14 protein-coding genes and 1 pseudogene are annotated in these 21401 nt (G+C 39.0%); 8 read left to right on the top strand and 7 right to left on the bottom strand.

Annotated elements, in window-relative coordinates; all coding sequences use genetic code 11:
* Positions 1 to 37 precede the first annotated feature (37 nt).
* The gene (locus ACGHEH_RS19915; RefSeq protein WP_390448994.1) at positions 38 to 2887 is read right to left on the bottom strand and encodes an insulinase family protein; all 2850 of its coding nucleotides are present in this window, start codon (positions 2885 to 2887) and stop codon (positions 38 to 40) included.
* Between the two features lie 417 nt (positions 2888 to 3304).
* Between ACGHEH_RS19915 and ACGHEH_RS19910 the strand changes: the two genes are divergently transcribed.
* Positions 3305 to 3769, top strand: coding sequence for a DUF1842 domain-containing protein (locus tag ACGHEH_RS19910; RefSeq protein ID WP_390448992.1), 465 nt, complete (start codon positions 3305 to 3307; stop codon positions 3767 to 3769).
* A 22-nt stretch (positions 3770 to 3791) separates the two neighbouring features.
* Here the strand turns inward: ACGHEH_RS19910 and ACGHEH_RS19905 are convergent, their stop codons facing one another.
* The 3 genes from ACGHEH_RS19905 to ACGHEH_RS19895 form a co-directional block, all read right to left on the bottom strand.
* Positions 3792 to 4976, bottom strand: a complete 1185-nt coding sequence (locus ACGHEH_RS19905) for a VWA domain-containing protein (protein ID WP_390448989.1) — start codon at positions 4974 to 4976, stop codon at positions 3792 to 3794.
* A gap of 5 nt (positions 4977 to 4981) precedes the next feature.
* On the bottom strand, positions 4982 to 5821 hold the full coding sequence (locus ACGHEH_RS19900; protein WP_390448986.1) for an AAA family ATPase: 840 nt from the start codon (positions 5819 to 5821) through the stop codon (positions 4982 to 4984).
* Between the two features lie 99 nt (positions 5822 to 5920).
* Positions 5921 to 6901 (bottom strand): helix-turn-helix domain-containing protein, encoded by a 981-nt coding sequence (locus tag ACGHEH_RS19895; RefSeq protein WP_390448983.1) that lies wholly within the window; start codon positions 6899 to 6901, stop codon positions 5921 to 5923.
* 131 nt (positions 6902 to 7032) lie between these two features.
* On the opposite strand from ACGHEH_RS19895, the gene ACGHEH_RS19890 reads away from it, so the two are divergent.
* The 4 genes from ACGHEH_RS19890 to ACGHEH_RS19875 all read left to right on the top strand — a co-directional run bounded on the left by ACGHEH_RS19890 (position 7033) and on the right by ACGHEH_RS19875 (position 12761).
* Positions 7033 to 9141, top strand: a complete 2109-nt coding sequence (locus ACGHEH_RS19890; protein WP_390448980.1) for a TonB-dependent receptor domain-containing protein — start codon at positions 7033 to 7035, stop codon at positions 9139 to 9141.
* Positions 9142 to 9302: 161 nt separating this feature from the next.
* Positions 9303 to 9971 (top strand): endonuclease III, encoded by a 669-nt coding sequence (gene nth / locus ACGHEH_RS19885; protein WP_390448978.1) that lies wholly within the window; start codon positions 9303 to 9305, stop codon positions 9969 to 9971.
* Positions 9972 to 10060: 89 nt separating this feature from the next.
* Positions 10061 to 11254, top strand: a complete 1194-nt coding sequence (locus tag ACGHEH_RS19880; protein ID WP_390448975.1) for a CobW family GTP-binding protein — start codon at positions 10061 to 10063, stop codon at positions 11252 to 11254.
* 202 nt (positions 11255 to 11456) lie between these two features.
* On the top strand, positions 11457 to 12761 hold the full coding sequence (locus tag ACGHEH_RS19875) for an MDR family MFS transporter (protein ID WP_390448972.1): 1305 nt from the start codon (positions 11457 to 11459) through the stop codon (positions 12759 to 12761).
* Positions 12762 to 12787: 26 nt separating this feature from the next.
* Here the strand turns inward: ACGHEH_RS19875 and ACGHEH_RS19870 are convergent, their stop codons facing one another.
* Positions 12788 to 13666, bottom strand: a complete 879-nt coding sequence (locus ACGHEH_RS19870; protein ID WP_390448970.1) for a bile acid:sodium symporter family protein — start codon at positions 13664 to 13666, stop codon at positions 12788 to 12790.
* A 42-nt stretch (positions 13667 to 13708) separates the two neighbouring features.
* The gene (locus tag ACGHEH_RS19865) at positions 13709 to 17638 is read right to left on the bottom strand and encodes a response regulator (RefSeq protein WP_390448967.1); all 3930 of its coding nucleotides are present in this window, start codon (positions 17636 to 17638) and stop codon (positions 13709 to 13711) included.
* Positions 17639 to 17783: 145 nt separating this feature from the next.
* Here ACGHEH_RS19865 and ACGHEH_RS19860 point away from each other — a divergent pair, with 145 nt between their 5' ends.
* The 3 genes from ACGHEH_RS19860 to ACGHEH_RS19850 all read left to right on the top strand — a co-directional run bounded on the left by ACGHEH_RS19860 (position 17784) and on the right by ACGHEH_RS19850 (position 20337).
* Entirely contained in the window at positions 17784 to 18860 is a 1077-nt protein-coding gene (locus tag ACGHEH_RS19860) for an HD-GYP domain-containing protein (RefSeq protein ID WP_390448964.1), read from the top strand.
* Between the two features lie 22 nt (positions 18861 to 18882).
* Positions 18883 to 20004 (top strand): response regulator transcription factor, encoded by a 1122-nt coding sequence (locus ACGHEH_RS19855; protein ID WP_390448961.1) that lies wholly within the window; start codon positions 18883 to 18885, stop codon positions 20002 to 20004.
* 84 nt (positions 20005 to 20088) lie between these two features.
* Positions 20089 to 20337, top strand: a complete 249-nt coding sequence (locus ACGHEH_RS19850; protein WP_058028947.1) for a DUF3297 family protein — start codon at positions 20089 to 20091, stop codon at positions 20335 to 20337.
* A 106-nt stretch (positions 20338 to 20443) separates the two neighbouring features.
* Here the strand turns inward: ACGHEH_RS19850 and ACGHEH_RS19845 are convergent.
* A pseudogene (locus ACGHEH_RS19845) lies at positions 20444 to 21382 on the bottom strand (serine hydrolase domain-containing protein).
* Positions 21383 to 21401: the final 19 nt, after the last annotated feature.

Here is a 21401-nt window from a genome sequence, read left to right as displayed (position 1 = left end):
ACTCAAGTTGATTGGGAGTTGTTTCGAATAAGTTTGGTTACTTACTAACAGCAGATTGGTTATAGCTATAATAGTCCGCTTGATTATCTTTTTTCTGTATTTGGATTAAGATATTTTCTGCTTTACCTTCTAGTAAAATTTCTTTGAAGTGTTTAACCAAACTAGCTTTGCTCACTTGTTTTAGCGCTTTGATACTTCTTGAGCGGCTATCGAAACTGCGAGTATCTGTGTGCCAGCTGTTTAAATGTACCGCAAGCTCAGCAAATAAATTTTCAGGTTTTTGCTGTAATTCATCTAAAACACTCGATTTAATTTGCTCTAATTCTTCACTTGGTGTCTGTTGTAATGTTTTATAGAAACCAAGAATGAAGCTATCTACTTCTTTTTTGATTGTGACCAAGTCATGACTATTACTCTCTAGCGCGATATAAAACGCAGGATGTTTTTGTATTTTAGCAAGCTGACTTGTGACCATGTAGCCCATTTGTTTTTCAGTACGTAAAGAGTTGAATAAAAGCTGAGAAAATACTTTGTTTAAAACCGCTAAGTTAGCATTTACTTCGTCAGAAGCTTCTGGGTAAATAAATGTTTCTTGGAAGAACACGTTATCTAGCTCAGAGGTTTTCTTAAAATTAGTAATGGTGCCTGAATTCACTTTAAAATCATCACTTCTTTTTGGTTTTACAGTTTGCGCTGTATCACCTAACTTTTCACGAAGCAGCTTCACGGTTTTGCTAATACTCTTGGCATCAAAGTATCCCATCGCAAAAACATCTAAATATAGGTTTGACATAGTTTGTTTATGAAACGCATTGATCTCTTTAAGTGTTACGCTCTGTAAAGCATTAAGTTGAGTATCCACACCCCACTTTGTATTACTCGCTTTTGTTGCGATATTTAAATGAGCAGCTGCTTGTTGTGGCAAAGGTTGTTTATCTAGGTTTTTTAATGCTTTTTCATATTGCTTAATGGCACTTTTTAAACGAGATTGAGACACTTCTAACGCGACCCATTTATCAATAATCTTTGTAGCATAAGCGTTTTGCTTCTTAGTCTTGCCAAATAAGCTAAAGAATAAGTTGCCATACTCATCTTGAAGACCCATGGTGTTAATTTGATCTTTTCTCTGTGCTCTTGAGGTAAGCGAGTTGGTATCCTTTTGGAATGCAATCAGCAACAAATTGGTCATGATGTGACTTTTTACATCTTGATTAAATAAAGGAGACTCAAGCGTGAATGCCATCATACCCTGTTTAGTATCGGCAAATTCAGTGCTGTTAACAAGCCAGCCTTCAGCTCCAGGCATGCCGATAACTTTAGCTGGAGAAGTTAAATCGCTGTTCTCTAAACTTGCAATTTGCTCTTCTTTTTGTTCTATCGCGGGTAAGTTTACTTGATAAGCATTGCGAGTTAACTGCTGTAGTTTGGTTGGTGTAAACTTTTCAACTCGGTAACTTGCATCAGCATAGCGCAACTTAATATTAGCCTCTTCTTTATTTCCAAAATGGAAGATTCGCATTTTTTCAGGACTAAATTGGTTTAAAGTTTGAGTTAGCTGCTCTTGCTCTAGCCCAGTGAATCGAGTGTTAAAATGCATAATATCTTTTGCAGGTATATGCGTCATATTTCGGCTTAAATGTACTGCAAGGCGCAATGCTGGCATATTTAAATAATTTTCGAATTGAGCTTTGAGCATGTCTGCGAACTCTTGTTCATGCTGGACTTGTTGCGGGTTTTTCTTGATTAATTCTATATACTCAAAGAATGTTGCGATGATACGTTGTTTGTTTTCTGCACCTTTTTCAGTTAGAGAAAGTTCAATAAGTGCAGTACCAGACTGACCATAAATATTGGGTAAAACATACGTACCTCCATTATTAATGAGTTCTTGTTGCTGTAAAGTTTCTAGAAAGCTGCCCTCTTCTTGTGAAGAGAGTAAGTGATTAATAAATTTATACGGTTTTGATTCCCAGCTTGCGAAGTTATTGCTAATAGGGAACTGTAGGAGCAAGCTGTCAATTTCTTGGTTAGTTTTTACAAAAATCTCTTTTTGTAATGTGTCAGGTGTAAATACCGGAAGAGTGATACGTTGTGCTGGTTTGCTCTTATTAGGGATCTTATTAAAAATTGCTTGTACTTTATTTTTTAGTTCAGCGGTTGAACTATTACCTACCACAGCTAGTTTCATTAAATTTGAAGAATAAAACGCTTTATGCATTTGTTTCATAGCAGCTAACGTTTTCTTATCGCCATTGTTTAATGTTGCTTTGTTGCCACTACCGAAGCCTGAAATTGGGTGTTCTGGGTTTACTGTATTAGCAACGACGCGGTTAATGCCATACATATCTTGCTGTTTATTACGGTGCCATTCTTGGTCAACAGCATTCACTTCTTTAGCTAAATTAGTTTCTTTAAAAAGTGGGTATGCGATGGCATCGACAAGCATATTAATCGCTTTATCAGCACCTTGCTCATTGATACTAAAAAAGTAGTTTGTTTGCTGCATTTCAGTCGTTGCATTGTAGACCCCATTATATCTTTTTATGTGGTCCATCAATTGGTTTGGTTCAGGATATGCCTTAGAACCTTGGAAAATCATATGCTCTAAGAAGTGCGCAAGCCCTTGGTGTGCTTTAGGGTCATGAAATTGCCCCACTCCGACCGTCAAGCTAACTGCGACTTCAGAGAGAGTTGGATCTGAAACAACTACAACTTCAATACCGTTTTCTAGTTTAAAAGTGTCGTACTCTCTGGTGTCTGAAGGGCTTTTTACAAATTTAGACACACTCAAAGAAGAGGGGAACGCTTGTGAAAGTTGTTGTGAAGCGAGTGTCATATTGGCTGATAATGCCATAACCAGTGAAGCGATTTTTAATGTTTTATGCATGATTCATCCCTTTGATGTTTTTTAAATTTTGTTTGTGAATAGTTCGCGGTAATTAAGCCGCGTTAAGTTGTTTTTTAAGTTAGCAAAGAGATTTTTCTACACAATGGGTGAAATTTGTTGGTTATTGAAATTTTTATTTAAGGTATTGATATTTATGGTTAAGTTTTGTGGTAACCTTTATATTGGTAAAGGTTGCGAAAGGTTGTTTGGTTAAAAAGCGGTTTTAACGCTGATTTCAAAAGCAATTACTTGAAAAATTGATAAAGTGTAAGTCAAGTTTAATTGGGAAACTCAGCCTGTAATCTAATGTAATTGTGCTCTGATAATTCACTGCTAGATTTAATTTTACCTAACCAAGGTGAAGTGAGAATTGTATTTATTCTCAAATTTAAATTTGGCTATATAAGGAATGTAATTATGAGTACTTCAGAATTTAATAACACGGGTGTTTTTGTTGCTAATTATCGGATCAGTCACCAATTAGCTGGTGGTGTTTCGCTTGATGTTTCATTGCTTTTTTCGACTCAAGACAAAAAAGTGGTAGGTCGTGGTGCTGTGACTCAGGCAACTAATCCACCGCTTGATGTGAGAACTGAGTTAGTGGGTGAATATCACTATCAGTGCACAAATAATAGCTGTTTTGTGATGGTGAATTTGAAAGGTGTTGATGCCATTCGAGCTAGAATTTTACCGCCAATCTCAGTAGAAAATGTTGATGCGCATATTTTATTAAATGACGATTTTAAATCCGGTGTTGCTAACTTTAGATTCTTAGACCCAAGAACCAATGAGTGGGTAGAGGAAAATCAAGTACCAGTGACGTTAGCCGATTACACTGAAATTTCTGATGTAACGAAATTAGCGGAAGAAGTAAAAGCTTAAGTGTTGTAAATAAGCACTAGGTTTAACCTAGTGCTTTAATAGCCTGTTCAATACCATCTAACGTCAATGGATACATACGTTTATCCATCAATTCATAAATGATATCGATAGAATGATAGTAACGCCAATAATCCACTGGCTGTGGGTTTAGCCAAACTACATTGTCAAAGTGATTGGTGATGCGTTCTAACCACGCGCTGCCAGGTTCTTCATTCCAATGCTCAACACTGCCACCAGAATATTTGATTTCATAAGGACCCATAGTGGCATCACCGACAAAAATCACCTTGTAATCTGAGCCGAAGCGATTGATCACTGTCATGGTGTCAAGCGCATTTTGTAAGCGGCGTTCATTGTCTTGCCAAACGTATTCATAAAGGCAGTTATGAAAGTAGAAAAACTCTAAATGCTTAAACTCACTATGTGCGGCGCTGAATAACTCTTCACAAGTATGAATGTAATCGTCCATCGAGCCGCCGATATCAAAAAACATCAGCACTTTGACAGCATTATGACGCTGTGGCTGCATTCTTACGTCGAGCATACCACCTTGTTTAGCGGTGGCTTCGATGGTGCGGTTTAAATCGAGCTCATCACTTTCGCCACTGCGGGCAAATTTTCGCAGCTTTTTGAGTGCCAGCTTCATGGTACGAGAGCTGATATCGGCATCTTGGTCGAGATTTTTAAACTGACGTTTGTCCCACACTTTTACAGCGCGACGATTACGGTTGCCGTCTTGACCTATGCGAATTCCTTCAGGGTTATAGCCGTAGGCACCAAAAGGAGAAGTGCCACCTGTGCCCACCCATTTGTTGCCGCCAGCATGACGCTTTTGCTGTTCTTTCAAACGCTCGGCAAGGGTTTCCATCAATTTATCTAAGCCACCGAGTGATTTAAGTTGCGCTTTTTCTTCTTCACTAAGTCGCTTTTCAAACTCTTTTCTTAGCCAATCACTGGGCAAGTTATGCTGTTGTAACTGACTAAAAATATCGATGCTTTCAACGCCTTCAAAATACTCTGAAAAGGCGCGGTCGAATTTATCGAATTGGGTTTCGTCTTTGACTAAGCACAATTTGGCAAGCTCATAAAAGCCGTCAATGTCGGCAAGCACCACTTGTTGCTTTAAGGCGTTAATTAAATCGAGTAGTTCGCGCAAGCTGGCCTTTACGCGATACTTTTTTAGGGTAAAGAAAAAGTCGATAAGCATGGGGGTTAACCACGCTTGGCCATAAATGCTAACTTTTCTAACAGGCTGACATCTTGCTCGTTTTTAAGCAGTGCGCCAAATAATGGCATTAATCCGCCTTTGTGCGTTTTATCGTGCAATGTTTTGGCATCGATGTCTTCGGCCAATAATAATTTCAGCCAATCGATTAATTCACTGGTCGATGGCTTTTTACGTAAGCCATTTACTTCGCGTAAGTTGAAGAACACGCCCAGTGCCGTTTGTACCAACTCTTGTTTGATATTTGGGTGGTGTACATCAATGATGCTGGCCATTTCTTCAGGTGTTGGGAAGTTGATGTAGTGGAAGAAACAGCGGCGAAGAAAGGCGTCCGGCAACTCTTTTTCATTGTTAGATGTGATAATCACAATCGGACGCTGCTTGGCTTTAACAACTTCTTGTGTTTCATAAACATAGAATTCCATTTTATCGAGTTCTAAAAGCAGGTCATTGGGGAATTCAATGTCAGCTTTGTCGATTTCATCTATAAGCAGAATAGGGCGTTTTTCAGCAGTAAATGCCTGCCACAACTTACCTTTCACTATGTAGTTACTGATGTCATGAACGCGGTCATCGCCAAGTTGGCTATCACGTAAACGTGATACAGCGTCATACTCATAAAGGCCTTGCTGTGCTTTGGTCGTTGATTTGATGTGCCACTGAATAAGCTCAGTATCAAGTGCTTTTGCCAGCTCTTCAGCAAGCATAGTTTTACCTGTACCTGGCTCACCTTTAATTAGTAATGGTTTTTCTAGTGTGATTGCCGCATTTACTGCAAGTTTAAGAGAGTCAGATGCGATATAGTTTTCAGTACCCGTAAATTGCAAGACGTTGCCTATTTTTCTAAGAGATCAGACCTGTAAGTCTGCCATAAGTGCTTTGCATATAAAAGCGACGTGAATTTAGCTCAAGGAATCTTCAAGGTTTTATAATTTATGCTGTTTGAGCAGTTCACTGGGTGTAACTGTAAATTGCTTTTTGAATGCGGTAACAAAATTAGAGACATGTTTGTAGCCGCTATAATAAGCAGCCTCCCCGATACTTTTGCGCTCTATAACTAGCATACGCCTTGCCTTCTCTAGTCTTTTTTCTCTAATGAATTCTAAGACACTCATCTGAAAATGCTGCTTAAAATAACGCTGCATTGTACTTTCACTTGTCCCGAGCTTACTCGCAATTTGCTTTACTGTGAAACCGCTTTGAATCAGGGGCAACACTTCTTTGTCGAATTCTCTTTTCTGCTTTTCTACAAGAAATTCAATACTGTTGACATGGCTAGAAACATTGTTTTTTAACATTGAGAGTAGCTCTGTAATAAAGAGAGTTGCGTTTGCTTCCAAGGTTAGCAGTGCTTTGAGTGAATCATCAAAATCATTGCTACAAAGTTGCAATGCTTGCTCTTTTAATAATTCTGAGCACTTTAATTCATATACAGCATGCTTATTTTTGAATAATGAAGAAATAAATCGTTTTTCTTGTTCATTTAGGCAGCGTTGAATTAGCCACTCTTTACTAATACTTAAATTTAGTTTTTTTAGCGAATTATCAACGGTAAGAAAACGAGAAAAAGCTTGTTTTCCATTTATTACATTGATGAAAGCTCTTTCTGATTTGGTTGCATCAAAATGGTATTTTTGTTCATTGATGGCGAATGATAACTTACCAGAAAATAAGATATTAAAGCTTATGAGGTCTGTAATTTCACAGCTACTCACGGTATTACTCGATTCATATGTATCAGCAAAGTGAAAAGATATTCCATTCGCAAGCTGTTTAAAATTTAATGCTCCCGATAGAAGGGTATCCGAACTTTGTCCACTTCCTTGTATTGCAGAAAAGTCATACCCAGCTTGCAAAATTTTGTTTTTAAGTATCTGTTTTGAGTGTTTTTTATCTTTTAAACCCATGGTGTATATCTTATTTTTTGACAGTTAAGCATAATGAAATGACAGTTTTGCATAGCAGATAATGAGGAATTTTATCATGTAAACAGGTATTGTAATGTGAATTATTCTCATTAAGTTGTTAAGGATCTTAAATGTCACTCCAACGCTTTTCACAGTGTTCTTTAGCAGCAGCTGTTGCAGTTGCTTTTTCTTCTTCGCCAGTAATGGCAGACTCAAATCAAGACAAAGAGATTGAACAGATTGCAGTGTGGAGCACAGGCGTAAAAGCGTCATCAATGTACCTTAATAAGGAAAACATTGCGACCAAACAAGCTGACCACTTAAGCGACTTACTACGCACTATTCCAGGTGTCGATGTAGGGGGAGCTCACTCATTAAACCAGCGTATTACAATTCGTAGTATGGATGATAAGGACTTAGATATTTCAATCGATGGTGCTCGTCAAAATACCTATATGTACCATCACTTGGGTAACTTACAGATCCATGCCGATATTTTACAATCAGTAGAAATAGAAGTGGGTAGCAACTCAGTTTTAAATGGCGGTCTGGGTGGTGCTGTTCGATTCAAAACTAAGCAAGCAAGAGATCTTCTAAATGAAGAACAGCAATTTGGTGGACGCGTTCAAGTGAGTGCAGGTGATAATTCAGGTAGTAACTACTCTCTGACGGGCTATGGGCTTATAAACGATAATGTTGACTTTCTTGCTTATTACAACTTTGTTGATCGTGACAACTACGAAGTGGGTGGCGGAAAAATCTTAAATGAAAAAGGCGAAGTGTTTCCTGGTACAGATGGCACTGTAAGAGGTCTTGCGGGTGAAATTGATGATGCACTGATTAAGTTTGGTGTAGATTTAACTGAAGCCCAGCGTATTCAGTTCAGTTATGAGCAATATACTGATGAAGGTAACTACAGCTATCGCCCAGATATGGGGCTTGCAACGGATTTAGCCATCACAAATGCATTAAAAGTACCACTACTTTGGCCTACAAAACTGACTCGTGACACCGCGACTGTTAATTATCAACTTAGTACCAATACGACTCAAGTTGAAGCCGCAATTTATAGTAGTACAAGCGAATTATGGCGAAACGAAATGGGGTGGGCAGAAAACCCTGCTTTTGTAAGATGGGCTGGTGTAGTGACAGGTGAAGCAACCAATTCAGGTTTTAATGTATTAGCTGAAACCTTTGTAGACGGTGCAATAAACCAAGAGCTGACGTATGGTTTTGACTATGTAAAACATGACACAAAATATACAGCTAAAGGTGACGCTGGTTCAAATAATTCGGAAGAAAAATCAACAACCTTGTCTTTCTTTGTACAAGACAGAATTGCGTTGAATGAGCAGTTTACTGTGATCCCAGGTGTACGTTATGACAACTACAGCATAGATTCAAACTTAATTGATGATGACTTTACAGACACGTCATTTGCTCTAGCGTTCGAATTCCAGGCCTCTAATGATTTACTATTTAAACTAAGCGGTACTGAAATATTTAAAGGTCCAGAAATTGCTGAAGTATTTACAGGTGCGGGAAGCGATGACCTAGCTAACGCTAACATTAATGCTGAAACAGGCTTGAACGTCGAGCTTTCTTTTGCATATAGAGTTGAGGTTGGTGAAGGCGAGTTATCAATGGGTGCAACTGTATTTGATACGCAAATTAATGATTACATCTATGATTATGCAACACCACCTGAGGGCTCAGAAGTTCGCAGTTGGAAAGATAATATTGGTGATTTATCTGTAGATGGCTATGAAGCATATATTAACTATGAGCTGAATGCCCTCAGTTTTGGTATTACTTTCTCAGATGCTGAAAGTGAGTTAGATGCATTTTCACAGTATAAAGATCTTGATAAAGCACGCCTAGATAGGCAGCAAGGTAGCACAATCAGTGCACATGCTAATTACGAGTTATCTGCACTTAATCTAGCTTTAAACTGGGAAGTATTAACGGTTTCAGATGTTGAAGCCGGTATTGATTTAGACGGTGCGAGTTTGGACAACAGCAAAGATGGATACACGGTACATAATATCTCTGCAAAATGGGCGCCTGAGCAGCTTGAAGGTCTTACTGTGATATTTGGTGTCGATAACTTATTTGATGAATATTACGCGTCGCAATCATCTCGAACAGGTTTATCTTTCCATCCAAGGTTTAAAGAGCTTTATTTACAAGACTATGAACCGGGTAGAAATATTAAAGCGACTATTGCTTATTCGTTCTAATATAGCTTAATTAAAAAAGGCTGGCTGTTTGCCAGCCTTTTATTTTTTAAATCACATAGCTTCCTGCGAATACATGCTGCTTGTAATCCTGTTCTTTTGATTTACGTTGTAATTTGAAAGTTTATAATGCCCTCACGTTGTGCCAACAAAAAGAGCAAGTGGTGGAAGTAAAAAACTTATTAAAACAAGAACGTGTTGATTATATTTTGGCTGAACTGCAAAAGCGCTATCCAAACCCGCCAATTCCTTTAGATCATAACGACCCATACACCTTGCTGGTGGCGGTGTTACTGTCGGCGCAATGTACCGATGAACGTGTAAACCAAGTGACGCCGGCATTATGGGAGTTAGCTGATAACCCGTTTGATATGGCATTACAAAGTATTGAAGACATTCAAGCTATTATTCGTCCTTGTGGTTTATCTCCGCAAAAGTCGAAAGCAATTAAACGTTTGTCTGAAATATTAGTTGAGCAACATGGCGGTGTGGTACCGCAAGATATGGCTATTTTAGAAACTCTGCCGGGCGTGGGTCACAAAACTGCAGGGGTCGTGATGGCTCAGGCATTCGGTGTTCCGTCGTTTCCAGTCGACACTCATATACATCGTTTAGCGCAGCGTTGGGGTCTGACTAATGGTCGCAGTGTTGAGCAAACTGAAAAAGACTTAAAGCGTTTATTTCCTAAAGAGACTTGGAATGACTTGCATTTGCAGATCATCTACTATGCCCGCGAGCATTGCCAAGCAAGAAGTTGTCATGGTTTAGTGTGCCCAATTTGCACCACTTGTTATCCAAACCGCAAGCACCCGAAGAAAATCAAAAAGCCCTGATTTAATTAAAGCTTTCTTTGCACTCAGTTTCTCACCTTAATCAATCTTTGGTATGTTATATTGTATCTTTGTTTTTAAGGTGAGTTGTCATGTCTATTCCAGTCACAATTTTGCATGGTTTTCTTGGCTCAGGAAAAACCACACTTTTGCGCAGCCTGCTGTCCCAGTCATATAAATCTCAGCAAGTGCCGGGAGTGGTTGTTAATGATATGAGTGAGTTAGATGTTGATGGTGTACTTATCATGAACACTGAAATAGTCAGTAGTGAGAGTGGCAACTTTGTAACCATTAGTGGCCACAGTGTCAGTAGTAGCAAAGGGCTCAAAGAGCTCAAAATGGCTTTAAAAACACTCAAGAATGAGGCTAGGCCACCATGGATCATTATTGAAACATCGGGGAGTAGCCATCCTTTACCCCTGATAGAGTTTTTTAAAGATAATAAGGATTTTGCGCTTAAAGGCGTGATTACATTGGTTGATGCGACTTGGTTAAAAGAGGACTACAATTTTGGTAAAGAATTGATGCCGAGATGGCAAGATAATATGAATGCACAAAGGCGAGGGGTCGAAAACATTCTGGCTGAGCAAATTCTATTTTCTAATAATGTATTTTTAACCAAAACAGATAAATTAACCGATAAAGCGGTTGCGACCGTCGCTCAAGCAATTCACCCCATCAACCCTTATGCTGCCATTTCTAGTGCGCAATGGGGTAAGGTCGATTTAAATTATATCCAAAGTTTTGAAGATTATAATTTCCACTTAGTGTCTCAACTTACAAATGAATTACGTGCTACGGTGAATACGCCACTCACACTCTCAGGCAAAAAAAATCAAAAGCTGATTGCAAAAGTCTTACGTGATGATAGGCCTTTTCATCCTATGCGCTTGTGGGAAACCTGCCATAATCATATGACTCATGGGGTATTTAGAAGTAAGGGGTTCTTTTGGTTGCCGACCCGCGATGATGTTTCATTACTGTGGAGCCAAAGTAATGGCAGTGTAGGGTTAGAAGTCGTTGGTTTTTGGCGTGCGCCGATACTCAATGATGACAGTCAAAACTTTACGCAAGAACACTATGATATTCTAAAAAATAAGGTCGATAAGATAGAAAGCCGGTTTGGAGACAGACGTTGTCGTTTAACCGTGATTGGACAAAAAGAAGAAGCGGCGGATTTTATTAAGGCACTTAAAAACTGTTTTTTAACCGATGAAGAATTGAACTTTTGGCGAAACGGCGGCACCTTCGATGATCCTTGGCCACAAAAAGTAGCGCAAGTATAAGAACTCTTTTTAATAAAATTGCCTGTATAAAACGGTACGTATACAGGCATACATTTCTGGTTACATTTTTAACCTAAAAAAGCCTTTAATTTTATAGTGACAAATTTTTTATTAGCGTCATTATGAATACTTCGGGCTTCCCAACAAAACCCTTCTTGTTAATTTCAGCGTCAAGCTAACTATTATTTGCGAACAATCAGTTATGAGTAGTGAACTATCATTCTCACGGGTGAAGGATTTCCCTTTACTGATGTGGATATTACTTTTTGGCTCCTTTATTACTCGGGGGAGTTTCTTTATGGTATGGCCATTTTTGGCGGTCATTCTGTACGATAAATTTGCCTTAAGTGCGACTGAGGTCGGGCTGATCCTATCGACGGCTGCTGTAGTGGCGGTATTTGTCAGCTTTATTGGCAGTACGCTTTCTGACAAGTTGGGTCGACAAACGGTGATGTATGCCACTGGCATGCTTTATATCGTGTCTTTTTCTTTATTGGCTGAAGCTGATACCGTCACTATGTTTGCCATTGTGATCACGCTTTGCTCGATTGCTACGGCGCTTTGGCGACCGCTGGCTTCGGCGCTCATCGGTGACATTATTGGTGATAGCAAAACTCGTGAACTGGCGATGCAGAGTATGTATTTTATCGTTAATGTGGGCTGTGCGGTTGGCCCAATTGCGGGTGTTTGGTTGGGTTTAACCGGCCAGCAGTCGAGTTTTTATATCACAACAGTCGCCTTCGCATTTTTACTAGGGCTGCTAGTGTGGGGCTTTTCCCACCATAAAAGGTCTCATCATAAAAAGTCACAGAAAAATACAGAGAGTCACAGTACATGCTCGAAAGAGTTAGAGAATAATGAACCAGAAAAAGAAAGCATCGGCATGAAGCAAACTTTGGCTATTTTAGCTAAAGATCGCTTACTTCAGTGTTTGATATTAGCAAATGTCATCTGTTTGTTTATCTACGGGCAAATGGACAGCTCATTGGTGCAATACCTAACGCGCGAGAGTGTTCCGCAATTATTGGAGCTAGTCTCATCACTGATATTTACCAATGCAATGGTGATCATCACCTGCCAGTTTCTGTTATTGCGGATCATGGCTAAAGTTGAACTAATACATCGTATTCAAATTGGCTTAGTTTTGTTGATGTGCTCACAAGTGTTTATGGCACTCAATGCGCCAAGTTTTTTCTGGGGCTGGATAGGTGCAGTGGTGGTGCTGAGCTTAGCGGAGGCGATTTTATTCCCGACCATGAACGTACACATAGACCGCATTGCACCGGATAATCTAAGGGGGGCTTATTTCGGCGCGTCCGCGTTTTACGATTTTGGCTTTGCCTTTGCGCCCCTTGGTGGCGGTATTATTTTGGATCTATTTGGCGGTTTTTGTTTATTTGTATTGTGTTCAGCTATGTGTGTCGTGGTAATGGGCTTGTATTATGTACTAGAAAAATTACCTCGACCAGACTTTACAGAGCCTACGAAAAGGGAGCTGCATTCTTAACGTTTAGACGGACAATGTGCATTGGCTCATTGTCCGTTTTCAATAACTGAGCCTGTCTTTTTGGTGACAAAGTAAGTAAATAAACCTGCAGAGATAAACATAAATAAGCTATAAATACTTGGTGCAATAGACATCGTCGTGTTCTCTAAAATGGTACTGGTGATGAGCAATGTTAGGGTGCCGTTTTGCAGTCCAACCTCAAGGGTGATGGTGCGCGACTGAGCATCGTTATGTAATAGCTGTTGACCAATCAAGTAACCTAACGACATAGTGACGATATTGAGTAAAACAGCCGCAGGTCCAGCTAGTCTAATAAACTCAATGAGTTGGTCGCCTAATTTAATGCAAATGCTTAAAATCACCAGAGTCAGAACAGCAATAGAAAACCAACTTACGTAATTTTGCGCACGGTTCGCAACAGCAGGCCATTTAGTGCGTATTCCCATACCTATTAAAACTGGGAATACAGTCACTGCCAGAAGTTTGAACCAAGTGCTTATTATAGGTAATTGAAAATTTTGAGCTTGCTCACCATAAAATGCGATTGCCCAAGTGGCCAAAAACGGGATAGTAAATGGGGTGATAAAACCAATGACCGCGGTGAGTGAAACGGATAAACCAACATCGCCTTTTGCTAGGTAGCTATATAGGTTTGAGGTTGTGCCACCAGGGCATAAAGATAAAATAAATAAGCCAATGGCTAACTCGCCCGATAAGCCGGTTAAAGCGATAACGGCAATCGCGACCAATGGAAGCAATAACATTTGGCAACCAGCACCTATTAAAAAACTCTTAGGCTGTTTGAAAACCCGAGTAAAGTCGTCTCGGGTCAAACTCATGCCGACACCAATCATAATCAAGATCAGCGCGACGGGTAAACCTATGCTGGTTAGCATTGTGGGCATAGATACTCCTTGTACCGTTATTGCCGGTTTTATTAATTTAAGCTAGCAGTTCATTGACTGCCTTAAGGCATTAAGAGATTCAATTGCCTGTTCGAAGTCAAAATTATCAATATGTGCTTCAATAGGCGATAACTGCTCTTTTCGTAGCATATTGAGTTTGACAATTGACTTTAGGTGACTCTTCGAACTGGCATCATATGCTTGCAATGTTTCATTTAATGTATTGAAGCGCTGAACTAAAAGCGCTCTATCTAAAGTTACTAGTTCAGCTTCTGCTCTAGAGCTTTCATTTTGATTACTTTCTTCAAGTGTTAGCGCTTCATTAAGTGCTCTTAAATATGCCGTTAATTCACTGATTTGATCACTATTAACGGCTTGATTGTTATGCACTGCGTGTTCGATTTCTAACGCGCGTTGCTCAAGAAAGTGAGCACCTAAGTTTGCAGCAGAGCCTTTTAATGAATGGGCTAAACGGTGGGCGCACTCTGTATCACCTAGCATGAGCGCTTGGTTTAAATTGATGGTTTCTTCAATTTGCTTATTAATGAATTTTTTCAAGATTTTCCAGTATACCTCTTTATTTCCTCCTAAGCGTTCAATACCTTGTTGTTGATCAAGCCCTTCAAATTGAAACCCCAAATTACTGGGTTCTTCAAGAGTAACGCTAGGTGCCTCTTCAGTTGTTACAGAGAGTAAGGGAAGCTCAGCACTTAAATGGGTTTGAATGGTGTTTATCATTGTTTGAAAGTTAATGGGTTTTGCAATATGACCATTCATACCAGCATTAGAGCATTTATCTATATCCTCTTGCATCGCATTTGCAGTCATTGCAATGATGGGGAGTGTTGTAAATTTTTCTAGTTTGCGAATTTCTTTCGTCGCAGTTAGTCCATCCATCACTGGCATCTGCATATCCATCAACACTAAATCAAAAGTCTGTTCTGAGAGTAAATCTAAAGCTATCTGCCCATTATCAGCCACTGTGACTTTTAGGTTCGCCTGTTGCAGCATTTCAGAAGCGACTTCTTGATTAGTTTCATTGTCTTCAACTAATAAAATTTGCTCTTGATTAAACAATTTTGTTTCACTGTGTGTTTGAGGCGGTTTTTTATAGTTAGGTTGTTGAAGGTTAAAGCACTCTGAAAGCACATTATTTACTTGTGAAGCATCAACTGGTTTTAGCATTAAAGCATCTACACATTGCAATGATTGTTCAAGGTGTACTTCACTACCATGAGCGGTGACTAAAATGCACTTTGGAGGGAGATCTATATATTTGGCTCTTATTTTATGTATTGTTTCAATGCCATCTAGTTGAGGCATTTTCCAATCAATGAATAGTATTTCGATTCGCTCTGTTTCTAATATTTCAAGGGCTTCAAAACCGCTGCTAGCTCGGTGAACATTGAATTTCATAGTGCATAAAATGTTTGCCAAAATATCACGCGCACTGTCATTGTCATCTACAACTAACACCTGTTTTCCCTCTAGCATACTCGCAGGGCAGGTAACCGTTGAAGCTTTGTCACCTTGAATCTCACAGAGAATGTTAAAGCTAAATTGAGAGCCTTTATTTGGGGTGCTAGAAATAGTGATTTCGCCTTTCATAAGCTCTACTAAGCGCTTAGAAATACTTAAGCCAAGGCCAGTTCCACCATATTTACGGGTAATTGAACCATCAGCTTGTGAAAAAGCTTGAAACAGCCTTTTTTGCTGCTCAGGCGTCATACCTATGCCGCTGTCTTGCACTGCAAAGTCTAGCTCAACCTTTTGTCCACTTTTCTTCGCGCTGACAGTGATTTTTATTTCTCCTTTTTCGGTAAATTTAATTGCATTACCGACTAGATTAATAAGAATTTGCCCTAAGCGTAGAGGATCACCAACTAAGTTAATTGGTGTGTCTGGCTCAATATCAATGAGCAGCTCTAAGTCTTTTTCTTGGATTTTAATAATATTAATAGCAACAACATTATCTAGTACTTCTTGCAGTGAAAATGGCACTTCTTCTAGAGATAATTTGCCGGATTCAATTTTGGAAAAGTCTAAAACATCATTGATGATGCCCAGCAAATTCTTTGCAGCCAGATCTATTTTATTAATGTAGTTATATTGCTGTTTTGTTAGTTCTGTTTTTAAAGCTAAATGGCTCATACCAATAATGGCATTCATAGGCGTACGGATTTCATGGCTCATGTTCGCCAAAAACTCTCCTTTTGCAGAGCTCATTTCATCGGCTTTGATTTTTGCTTCTATTAATTCTTGCTCCATCTGTTTGCGTTCGGTTACGTCTAATAGCAGACCCACACCGCCGTCAGCGATGTTATTAACATCGGTAAAACTGGCTTCGTACACGACGAAGCTTCGGGTGTGGCCTTGCTCATCATCAATCATAATTTCAAAGTTATGATTGCTACCGTTAGAGATTAAACGTTGGTGAGATTCTTCAAAAATACAGGCAACATGTGGAGAAAAGATATCAGAGGGCATAGCTGAGAGTACATCGGCGTCAAAAGTCCCAAAGTAGCGATGAAAAGAACTGTTTACGCCTAAAAACTCTCCCTTTTTGTCTTTGTAATACATGGGATTAGGTATTGCATCTAGAATTTTCTTATTAAGCTCTAATTGTTCACTGACACGTTTTTCAGCCTTGGCTTGCAGCTCAATATTTTGTGTTAACTGTAAACTAATAGCCAAATCGTGAATAACAGATTTAACCCATTTATAATCAGAACTATTAATGCTTTCTAAGCACCCAAGTTCTAATAAGCCAATGCTTTGTTGCCCGACTAAGAGAGGGAAGTAATGCATCTCGTCTATTTCAAGGCGTTCACCATTCAAATCAATCGAGTATTGATGCTCACCGAAACGCAGTCTATAAGGTTTTTTTGTTTCTACGACATGAAAATGAATGCAGTCTTTATTGTCATATTTTTTTGGGGCTGAAGCACAGTAGCCTGTACCTGCTACTCTGGTGAGAACGCTATTATTCTCGATGACATAAAGGCCCATCAAGGGGATGGGCAAGCGCTTTTCTAAAAATTGTAGAAGCTCTTCACCCAATGCTTTGGGATCTTTCTTCCCCCTCAAAGCCATACCAAAATCTTTCATGATGGTATTAAAGTTTAGTTGTTCAGAGATGTTCTCTAATAAGAAATTCATAGACTTAGTGAATATAGAAAGCTCACCCCTGACAGACTCATTGAGTTTGAAATTGAGGTTTTTCTCTTTTACATTTTGCACCACTTGCTTTTGAATTGTGGCAACTGGCTTGATGTATAAACTCCAGAGCAAATAGAAAGAAATAATAATATTACTCACAAGTAAGACAATCAGTACCGTATTAGCAAAGTGAACAACTTCGTACTCTTCTTTTAACTTATGCATTTGATTATTAAGGCGACTCTCAACACTATGATAGGCTTGTTCAATTTCTGTCATGATATTGGCTTTAGCAGTAAAGTAGTCATCACTAAATAATATTTGCCTTGCTAACGCAAAATCGGGGTCACCTTTAATATTCCAATTGCCAAATTCATCTTGCCTCAAGCCTTTCATTGCGTTAAATGCTCGATTTTCTAGATTCACTAGGGCATCAGATTTAGCTAAAGCATTACGTAATCTTGCAAGCTCTATTGGTTTGATCCCGGTATTTTCAAGTCGCTCAATAATACTTATGCCTTTGATAGTTTTATCTATTTGAGGGAGGGGCATATTGGGAGCTGATAATTTATCCCAGTAGTCGAGAGTGTATTCAGCAGGAAGGGGAACTTTGCCTTGACGTAATAGCAAAACATAATCAAATAAATCTAACCATCGTTTATTTCTAGTGTTTGCGTAGCTTCGAGCAAATTGTGAGAGCTTATCTGAACTGGTTTTCAACTCATTGGCGAGGTTGTTTAGTTTAAAAAGCTGCTCTTTTAATAAAGTGATCTCGGATAACTTACTTTGGGAGGTGTAGGTTGTTAACCCCATACCTAACCCAGAAAGAAGCATTATTGTAAATGTAATGATGAATGTGGTTCTTAAGTTAAGCATTATTCAATAAATTTATTTGCTGTAATTTACAGGATAGACCTATATTTATTTTTATGTTTAAAAAATAAACAGTACTTAATTTATGGAGAATGCAACAGTTCTGGTAGTTGATGACGTCAGCGAAAATTTATCTTTTATTAGTGAAGTTATTGGTGATGAATACAGGGTGTTAGCAGCTAAAAGTGGTTCTGTAGCACTGGCCATTTTAGAGCGCAATGAAGTAGATATTATTCTCTTAGATGTTGTAATGCCTGAAATGGATGGTTATGAAGTTATCACGGAGTTAAAACGAAACCCCAAAAGCAAAGACATACCTGTAATTTTTCTCACTGCCAAGTCTTCTGTGGAGGATGAAAAAAAAGGCTTCTCTCTAGGTGCATCTGATTATATTTCAAAGCCAATCAGCCCTCCAATTTTGATGGCAAGGCTAAAAACGCATCTTCTAAATAAGCGCTCAAAAGACTTCTTAAAGAGTAAAAATTTATACTTAGAAGAAGAAGTTCAAAAGCGCGCTGCGCAAATGTCTGAGCTACAAGACGTGACCATTCAAGCAATGGCGAGTTTAGCTGAGACGAGAGATGAAGAAACTGGCTTTCATATTAAGCGTACGCAATTGTACGTAAAGCGATTAGCTGAGGAGTTAGCAAAGCTTCCTAAATATAAAAAAGTGCTCACAAAAGAGCGGATCAATATTTTTTATAAGTCAGCACCTTTACATGATATTGGCAAAGTTGGCATACCAGATAGCATTTTACTTAAACCAGGTAAGTTGACTGAGAATGAGTTTGAAGTAATGAAAAGTCATGCAGTGCTAGGATATAGCGCCATAAATCAGGCCGAGCAAAAAGCTGGCAGAGCACATGATTTTCTAGAAGTTGCGAAAGAGATTGCTTTATACCACCATGAAAAATGGGATGGCAGCGGCTATCCTAAGGGAATTAGCGGCGAGAAGATCCCTGTATGTGCTCGGTTAATGGCTATTGCTGATGTTTATGATGCACTTATTTCTAAACGAGTTTATAAACAAGCAATGTCTCATGAGCAAGCTGTTGAAATTATCAAAGAGGGCAAAGGCAAGCAATTCGATCCTTTGCTTATTGATTTATTTCTTGAAATTGAAAACGAATTTTTTGCTATTTCTGAAAAGTATCGAGATTAATGATAAGGCTTAGGAGCTAGGCATGCAAAGTAAAGTGCTTGTAATTGATGACGATGATGTAAACCATGACATTGTGAGCTCAATGCTCGGCCAGCACTATGATATCACTCCAGCTTTAGGAGGTAAGCAAGGGCTTGAATTGTTGTCTCAAGGAGAGTACGACGCCATTTTGCTGGATGTGGTTATGCCAGAAGTAAATGGTTATGAGGTGTGTGAACAGCTACGAAATCAGCTTAATTGTCGCACGCCAGTGTTGTTTGTTTCTGCCAAAAGTTCTACTGAAGATATCTTACAAGGGTTTCGCGCTGGTGGAGATGATTACATTACCAAACCTTTTGATGCAGATGAGTTAAAGTTTCGTATAGATAGATTAATGAGTCTAAAAGATGAAATAGCTTCATTAAAAGAGAGTTGTCAAAATGCAGAAGAAGTGACACTGACGGCGATTACCAGCTGTAGTGAGTTGGGCGTTGCGCTTGAATTTATAGAAAAAAGCTATCAGTGCAAAACAATGACGGCGTTAGCCAATGAAGTCATTAGTTCATCCAAGCAATTAGGTTTAGAGGTATCAACTCAAATAGGGATATTGAATAGTTTTAAAAATTACAGCAGTTCAGAGTTAGTTAACCCGCTAGAAAATGAATTGTTAACTCGAGCAAGAAGTTCTAAAACAGTAATTAATATAGATAAAAGAAGTTTTTTTAATAGTGAGCGGTGTTCGTTGTTAGTTAAAAATATGCCCTGCGATGATTCTGAAAAGTATGGTCGCTTTAATGACATTTTAGCCTTAATCGTAAGAGGGGCAGATGCAAGATTGTCCTCTTTAGAAACCAATATCAAAATGATGCAGCAAAGAAATAAAGGGATCAAAGAGCTGAGCGAAATTGCCCAAAAAGACTTGTCTAATATTGAACAAACTCACAAGGCCTATACGCAATCGATTCAAGATCTAATTGAAGACCTATTGTTTGAGATCGAAGAAGCGAGTTTAGGTTTTGGTTTGAGTCAGCAACAAGAAGCTGAACTACTTTCCTTGCTTAGTAAGTCTAGAGAGCGGGTATTGGAAGTTAATGAACATACAGAAGATATGTCAGCCGTATTTGGTGATTTTTTCTATAAATTAGACACTTTAGTAGAAGATTAATTATTAAGTGATAAAGTTGGTTGAGAGCTTGTTAGCAATTACCTACAATACGCCCAGTTTTTACACTGTATTTAAGAAAAGATTATGACTGATAAGACAGATTTACCAGCAATTCCAGATCACCTTTCAATTAATCCTCGTAGCAAGTTCTACAATGAAGAGATTTTACAGCACGATATTGGTGTGCGTTTTAAAGGTAAAGAGCGTAACGACGTTGAAGAGTATTGCATCAGCGAAGGCTGGATCAAAACAGCTGCACCTAAGGCGCTAGACCGCTTCGGTCAGCCAATGCTGATCAAATCAAAAGGTGAAGTAGAAGTATTCTTCCGCTAATCACTTTGAGGAGTAAGCGTTTGCTTACTCCTTTGATTTATATGGCTATTTTATAAGTGACTTTGCTAAAATAAGCCAAATTCCCTCTCAACTTGAAACTTCAATTTTATTTAGACTGATTCATTAAAAAGTCAGCCACTGCTTGATAGGCAGGCAACGATGTTGGATCAATCACACCATTTGTAGCAACAGGGTGTGATGCTAAGCGAACAATGACCATCTCGGCTGTTGGGTCTATATAAATTGTTTGTCCGTGCACACCACGTGCAGCGAATGCGCCATTCTTATTGTGAAAATGCCACCACATACTGCGATAATTTCCGACGGGCATTGAGCTAAAGCCTGCTTTTGAAAAAGCGTTTTTATCATCACCCGTTTGAATACTCGCTATCGCTTTTACAGGAACAACTTGTACGCCGTCAATTTTTCCTTGGTTTGCAACGGCAAGCCCAAGGCGAGCTAAATCTCTTAAGGTTGCACTCAGCCCTCCACCGGCGAAAGGCGTGCCTAAGCCATCAACAGTGATATCAGCATTGTATTCTGTGCCAATTTTTGACCATACGAGTTCACTGGCTAACTCGTCGAACTTTTTGTTCGTCACTCTAGAAATAATCCAACCTAGCACGTCTGAGTTTACAGTTTTATAGCCAAAATATGCACCATGCTGACCTTGCTTTTGAACGGTTTGTAAATACTCTAAATAACCAACAGGGCCTGTGTACTCTTTAGGTTTAGGCAGTGGGTTTGCCGCATAACTGTACTGTCAAATATCGGCGTTAGGATCTGCATAATGCTCGCTATATTGGAGGGCAGTGGTCATATCCATGACTTGTCTTACTGTGGCATCACCAAAAGCAGAATTTGTTAGCTCTGGGATAATGTTTTTGACGAGAGCTTTGTCGTTTAGTTTGCCTTGAGCGATAAGAATTTCAGCGGCTAGGCCGGTTAAAGATTTGGTCATCGACATAGCTGCATGATTTGTGTGCTCATCTAAACAGCCCTTATAGCGCTCATATACAACTTTACCTTTATGCAAAATGAGCATGCCATCAGTGTAATTAGCT

It is taken from the genome of Pseudoalteromonas sp. MTN2-4 (assembly GCF_042848605.1).
Taxonomy (GTDB): Bacteria; Pseudomonadota; Gammaproteobacteria; order Enterobacterales; family Alteromonadaceae; genus Pseudoalteromonas.
The sequence above is the reverse complement of the archived record's forward strand: the minus strand, read 5'-3'. Positions and strand labels throughout refer to the sequence as shown.